Source organism: Brevibacterium sp. R8603A2, assembly GCF_023072605.1.
GTDB classification, from domain to species: domain Bacteria; phylum Actinomycetota; class Actinomycetes; order Actinomycetales; family Brevibacteriaceae; genus Brevibacterium; species Brevibacterium pityocampae.
Genome location: NZ_JALLGN010000027.1, coordinates 1 through 4,240 on the forward strand (window position 1 = coordinate 1; position 4,240 = coordinate 4,240).

The window sequence follows — 4,240 nt, forward strand, 5'->3', positions numbered from 1 at the left end:
TACAGCCCCGGCCGGACGGTCGACAGATCAACGCAAAGGCACCATGCGGGCCAATCATAAGCAAGGGTCAAACCGCGCCGGCCGGGACTACCCGATTCTCGCGGAACCCGGCAGAAACAGACTGACAATCGTAAGCGTCGCCGACGGTCCCGATCGACGGCGCGATGCCCTCGAGCGCGAGATGCTCGGTCAACCGAATCGCTGTGTACTGAGATCCGGCATCGCTGTGGTGGATCAGATCTCCTGGTGAGATGGGGTTTCCTTCCCGTTCTCGCTGCCATAGCGCGATCCGCAGCGGCGTCATGACCAAGTCGACCTTCTTGCTCGAGGACGCGTGCCAGCCCACGATCCGCTGGGCGAACACGTCCAGGACGAACGCGACATAGACGAAGCCCGCCCAGGTGCGGACGTAGGTGAAGTCCGTGACCCAGACCAGGTTCGCAGCCGCCGCGGTGAAGTCACGGTTCAGCAGGTCACCGGCACGTTTCCCGTCCGGATCAGGGATGGTGGTGCGCAGCTTCTTCGCCCGCTGAACACCTTCGAGGCCAAGCGTGCACATCGCCCGGTCCACTGCTCCGCGAGACGTGGCGGCAAGCCCCGCCTGGCGGCGGAGCAGGGCGACCCACTTCCGTCGCCCGTAGAGACCCTCGGGAGTCATCTGGATCAGTCCGGTGGCCTCGTTGACCCTTCCAGGCCAGGGTGCGGATCTGGTCTTCTACCAGGGCATCTGTGACGGTGCGGGTCGCGATTCGGGCCGGGCTCTTCCAAGACCGGTAGGTCCGTGCAGCGATCCCCAAGCCCTGCTGGCGCAGGACACGGAGGATCGACTCGACTGCGAAACCCTCGGCTCTCATCTCATCGATGAACGCGATGATCAGCGGTTGCGGGGGTCGAGCTCCCCCGCGAAGAAAATCGACGCCTTCCGGAGGATCTCGTTGTCTTCCCGCAACCGCCGATTCTCGGCCTTCAAGCGCTTGACCTCGGCGGACTCCTCGCTAGTCACGCCGGGCCGGGTGCCGTCGTCGACGTCGGCCTGCGCCAACCACCGCCGCACGGATTCCTTCGAGACGCCTTCCTGGCGGGCGACCGCGACTACCGCGGCGAACTGGGAGGGGTATTCCTGCTGGTGCTCTCGCACGAGCCGCACGCACCTCGCGCGCAGCTGGGGATCGATCTTCTTCGGCATGCTGTCCATCCTCTCGGACTTAAACAGCAGCGGCATCAAACCTGGGCCGGTTCACCGTGAGCCTCGCGGCCTGACACCCCAACTGTCGCCTGTTCGTGCGGCAGTCCCCATCGCCCTACACGGATACCACAAGGCTTTGCCGCATGTTGGCAATGACCAGGCGCCGGTAACCAGTCGCGAGAAGATCGTCGCTTCCCACGGCGGACAGCGCACTTTTAGACACCTCCTGCGTTCGTCAAACGAAGCGGTCCGGGATCATTCCCGGTTTCAGCCCGGACCGCCGCGATCCGTCGACGACGTCGAGTGCTTCACCCTGGCCTGGATCGACAGGTACAACAGCGCCCGCCCGCACACCCGCCTCGGCAACGCCCCACCCGCCGAGTACGAGGCAGCGCACTGCGCTGAGCCCACCAAGTCATCGCGACCGGCAATGACACCTGCATAGACGTGGCATCAACGCGGAGATGTTTCAGTTTCTTCTGTGCTGGGGCTGTGTCAGGTGCTGGACCGGGTGTAGGCAGCGGCGCGCACCACATCTTCGTCCTCCAGTCCAGCTCCTAGTGCTCCGCCCACGGTGGCCAGGCTGGCGGTGAGCCAGCTGATCCTCGCGTAGTCCAAAGCGTTCACTGGGTGGCCGGCGACATCGGCCAGTACCTGCTCGTCGATGAGCAGCAGCGCGCCGGCCCAGGACAGGATGAATAAGACGAGGTACAACACCACAACCCCGATGGCCACGGTCGCGGTGGTGGCCAAATTGAACAGGATCACCTGCTCACGTTGGGCTCGCCGCCGTGGGCGCTCCCACAAGCCGGCTCCCAGGATCAGGGTGGCACTCACCGCCCCGATCGCCATCACCGCCAGCAGGGCCAGGCGCACCGGCCCGTAGTCCATGGCCAGTACCCATAGGTCCGAGGCCACCAATGTCAGCATGCCGGTGGCCGCTGCCACGACCATCGCCCGGGAGAGCCGGGCCACGAAGGCCCAAGGCTGGTTGGCGCGGATCATGCCCAGCAGCAACCGCACGTTGCCGCTCAGCACTCGGGCCGTGAACTGCACGACGTTGTCGTCCGGGCGTTCGTCGAGATCGGTGGACAGCTGGTGGGCTCTTCGAGCAAGATCCCGCTGGGCGTTGCGGTCTTCGGCGTCGTAGCCCAGGAGCTGCCCGACCACGTCCACGGTGGTCTCTTGCGCCTTCTGCCGCACGTGCACGGCTCCCAGGGTTGGGACGGAGACCAGTCCTACCCCGTGCACGGGGCTGAGCTGGGCGAGCACCGGACGTCGGCCGGTCTTCAGGGGGATCTCGGTGAGCACCACGGCCAAATCCCAGTTCTCCTCCAGCACGCGGTTTCGGGCCGCCTCCAGCAGGTCCAAGGTCTCGGTGGGTGGATCGACCAGCCGGTCTTCGGCCATCTTCAGTTGCCAGCGCACTCCCGGATACCGCTGCACCAAAATCTTGCGCACCGAGGTGGTGACCTCGGGGCCGAGCACCGCACTCAGGGATGGTGAGACCACCAGGCCGATGAGCAGCTCGGCATCGGAAAGGGGTTCGGCAGGATCGGCGGTGGATCGGCAACGCTCAGCAGTCATCGCTCCATTGTGAGGCAACCACGGGCCGGATTGCCACTGGCTCGATGGAGCCCCCAAGGTTTCGTGCAGCACCGCGGGCCGGATTCGGTGGTCGCCTCGATCCCGGAAAGAGCGGTGCTGCTCACTGCGAAATCCTCTCCCCGCCGACGCCGCCAGCGCGAAGACATCACAGTCAGCGGGCCCGGGACCTGCCGGTGTCGAGGACGGCTTCTCGATGATGCTGCAGTGACGGATCGGTTGAAGTGCTTCGGCGGTGTGGGAGCAGTGATCAGCGTGGGGCCGGTCGATTCCGTTCGGACAGGTGATGCATCGACTGCCCAGCGGCAGGTGCGGTACTGATGCGGGGGTACCCGGTGCAGGGGTGTCAAGGCCCAGCTCCGAAGACGGCAAGCCGGGCACGTGAAAGGCGAATTATGGCCCGCCGCAACCCGAGCGGGAAGGCATGTGTGGCACGAGGCGCCGAAGACGGGCCGGGCGTTTACTGCAGAGATAAATATGCTTATCCTGGTAAGGTCCGCGACATTTCGAGGGGGAGGAAGGGAGGCCAGAAGGGAGGCCAGGGGTGCTGATGTGCCCGGCCTGTTCCGCGATTTCTCCTCCTAACTTTCCGTCCACTCCCGACCCAGGTGCCCGGCAACCCCGGGTGCAGACCACCGTCCGGGTCGGATCGTCACCACGAACAGGAAACGATAAGCATGTCCCATCCCTCCTCTCTTCCACCCACTGCTTCGGCTCATTACCAGGTCCTGCGCACAGTGCCCTCCTATGACCAGGCTCAGCGCCTTGTCGATCAACTCTCCGACGCCGGGTTCCCGGTTGAGCACGTGCGCTTGGTCGGCACCGATCTGCGCCTGGTTGAGCAGGTCACCGGGCGAATGACCTACGGCAAGGCCGCCCTGTACGGGGCCGCCTCCGGGGCCTGGCTGGGATTGCTCATTGGCTTGCTGTTGGGTCTTTTCACGGTCGTGGGGTGGCTGTGGGTAATCCTGTGGGCGGTGCTCCTGGGCGCGGTGTGGGGGCTGATCTTCGGGTTGCTGGGCCACGCGGCCACCGGCGGGCGCCGGGACTTCAGTAGCGTCCAGGGCCTGGAGGCGTCCTCCTACGAGATCCTCGTGGAGGCCGAGTACGTCGAGGCGGCCAAGGCCAAGCTCGACGCCAGCCGTCCCACGACTTGACCGCCAAAGGCCCGGGCCCGGACCGGGTGCTGGCCCACGCCCGAGTAAGTACTGAGGGCCGTGGCCCTCTGCGCTCCCCCGACACTCACCGCTGGGGCGGATTCAGGAGCGGATCTCGCCGGGAAGCAGGGACGTCGGCGTGCCTGTCACCACCAACCGGGAGCCTTGTCAAGCCCTGGGTTTGGTAGAGGCTTCTTTTCTTGGTTTCCTATGCGGCCACGCCTGTAGTGGTCTGCTGTTTGATCCAATCAGAATGCGCCTCGATCGGCGGTCGGTAGTGCAGCGCCGAATG

The 4,240-nt window shown here is 65.4% G+C and carries 2 protein-coding genes and 1 pseudogene; 1 reads left to right on the plus strand and 2 read right to left on the minus strand.

From position 1 onward, the window contains the following. Window positions 1-100: 100 nt before the first annotated feature. Window positions 101-1,186, minus strand: a pseudogene (locus MTQ12_RS14645) (IS3 family transposase); the annotation flags it as partial. A 495-nt stretch (window positions 1,187-1,681) separates the two neighbouring features. Continuing rightward, on the minus strand, window positions 1,682-2,773 hold the full coding sequence (locus tag MTQ12_RS14650) for a hypothetical protein (RefSeq protein WP_247619202.1): 1,092 nt from the start codon (window positions 2,771-2,773) through the stop codon (window positions 1,682-1,684). A 755-nt stretch (window positions 2,774-3,528) separates the two neighbouring features. On the opposite strand from MTQ12_RS14650, the gene MTQ12_RS14655 reads away from it, so the two are divergent. Next, on the plus strand, window positions 3,529-3,948 hold the full coding sequence (locus tag MTQ12_RS14655) for a general stress protein (RefSeq protein WP_232252480.1): 420 nt from the start codon (window positions 3,529-3,531) through the stop codon (window positions 3,946-3,948). The last annotated feature ends 292 nt before the right edge of the window (window positions 3,949-4,240 follow it).

Excerpts from the sequence above, each read along its gene's own strand:
- MTQ12_RS14650 (WP_247619202.1), bottom strand. The coding sequence starts at position 2,773 with ATGACTGCTGAGCGTTGCCGATCCACCGCCGATCCTGCCGAACCCCTT.